Here is a 2,023-nt window from a genome sequence, read left to right on the forward strand (position 1 = left end):
ACGGACATTTCTGAGTTAGCGACTTTGCTAATTTAATAACATGCGAATAATTCTAGGTATTGGAAAATCGCTTGGTAAGGTGTCTAATTTCGTGGTGCGGCTCGATATCGAGCCATCAACCACTTTAGTAGTCAGTCTAGTGCTTAACATAGTAAACAATTAAGCATGATAGTATCCATGAGTGTTTGTTCGTGGGTGGCTACCTGTCTTTTACTTGAATCAACAAACAAATGAGGATTAAACCGATACCACTCCAACCAAGCAGCGGTATCGACTCGCCAACCACCACCACAGCTAAAGCTGCTGCTACAACAGGCTCAAAAAGCGTAATCAAACTTGCACTGCTTGCGGTCACAAACCTTAGGCCAAATCCATAAGCAATATAACCTAAACCCATTGGAATCAAAGCCATATAGCCAACTACCAGAATATTGGTTGTTGATGCAAAAAGGTTTTCGCCAGTGACCAAAAGTGTTGGGAGCAAAATTAATGAACCAAAACCAAAAATACAGCCTAAAGCCGATTGGGATTCGACACCCTGTTCAATGAGTGTTTTAGCAACCCATGAATAGACGGCATAAAATAAACCCGCCATAAGACCCAACAAGATGCCAATCAGTCTTAAGTTACTGACTGTATCGGTTGCATATGACTCTGAGAAAACTAACAACATGATGCCTGCAATTCCGACAGAGAAGCTTAGCAACCATTTTTTCGTGATGTTTTTACCTTTGCTAAATAGACACTCAAGTAAAACCGCAAAAAACGGTGCTGTAGCAATAGAAATCACGGTACCAATTGCGACACCAGCCAGCCTCATGGAGGAATAAAATGCTAATGGATAAGCAGCTAAAGCAATTGCACTAATCGCCAATTTCCTCTTATGATTCAGAATCTTTTTGAAATCATGTCGAAGTTGCTTGCGAGACAGTGCGACTTGAAAAAGCCCACCAACCCCCATTGAAAAAGCACCTATTGCCAGAGAACTGATATCTGGAGCTAAACTAGCGACTGTGCCAGTAGTGCCCCATAAGATTGAAGCAAACAGTATCGAGAAAATGCCGAGCTGATAGGAAGTATAGCGATTGTACAACATAAATATATCTACCGAGGAACTGATAACAAGGCAGAAATCTTAGGCGATTAATCACATCATGTATTTGCTAAAAGGACGCAATAGTTGCTTAAATAGACCAACTCAAGAACGAGCGAACGCTCTTGGTGACATTCCATAGTAGGTGGAAAAACGTCGACTAAAAGCTGAAAGGTCACTGTATCCTACTCGTTCAGCTATTAACTGCACAGGTAAGTCAGTATGGGTCAGCAGTGCCTTAGCCTTTTCCATACGTTGCTCAGTGATGTATTTGAACACACTCATTCCTATGTTTTCTTTAAAAAGCTTCTTGAACTGGGTTGGACTAAGATATATAGCCTTAGCAAGCGATTGAATAGTTAGAGGCTCGGCTAGCCGTTTGCTGATCATGTTCTGCACTGCACGAATTCGTGGATCGCTCGTTCGAGACAACTCTTGCTGTCCCAGCAATAAAGTAAAAATATTGACTATAGAGGCTTCAATTTGATTATCCACCTGATATTCAAGTTGCTTTTCAACAAAATGAAGAAAGCTCAACAAAGGGGGAGAGGTTGAAAAAACGGCTAACTCCTCACTGATCAAATGTGAAGGAAGTTGATCATAATCAGCTACAATGAATCGTGCGGCTTCATCAGCAGTAAATCCATGTGCTATTCCTTTTGGGATCACCACGCACTCACCGACACTCACCTTACCCAAGAAACCATTCATATCAATATGAATATTGCCTTGAATAGGCAGTACCAGTTGATGATAGCTATCGTGAACATGGCTACTAAAGTGCTTTGTGTAAGTGCGAATACTTAAACTAGTTTTCATATCAACAACAAGTTAGAAAAAAATAACAGGCATCTTCCGCCACTTTCGCTCATAACAAAAAGTAGGTCAAGCAGACGCTTCACGTAACTTAAAATGGTCGGGTAGACGACA

General features: G+C 41.1%; 2 protein-coding genes. Both read right to left on the reverse strand.

Annotated features, from left to right (window positions below):
• Positions 1 to 199: 199 nt before the first annotated feature.
• On the reverse strand, positions 200 to 1,102 hold the full coding sequence (locus AB4209_RS22515) for a DMT family transporter (RefSeq protein WP_372010926.1): 903 nt from the start codon (positions 1,100 to 1,102) through the stop codon (positions 200 to 202).
• Positions 1,103 to 1,198: 96 nt separating this feature from the next.
• The gene (locus tag AB4209_RS22520; RefSeq protein WP_102319964.1) at positions 1,199 to 1,912 is read right to left on the reverse strand and encodes an AraC family transcriptional regulator; all 714 of its coding nucleotides are present in this window, start codon (positions 1,910 to 1,912) and stop codon (positions 1,199 to 1,201) included.
• Positions 1,913 to 2,023: the final 111 nt, after the last annotated feature.

This window comes from Vibrio sp. 10N.286.48.C11 (assembly GCF_041469805.1).
GTDB lineage: Bacteria > Pseudomonadota > Gammaproteobacteria > Enterobacterales > Vibrionaceae > Vibrio > Vibrio crassostreae_C.

Bases quoted from the DNA above. Each gene is read 5' to 3' on its own strand.
- AB4209_RS22520 (WP_102319964.1), bottom strand. From the start codon at position 1,912: ATGAAAACTAGTTTAAGTATTCGCACTTACACAAAGCACTTTAGTAGC.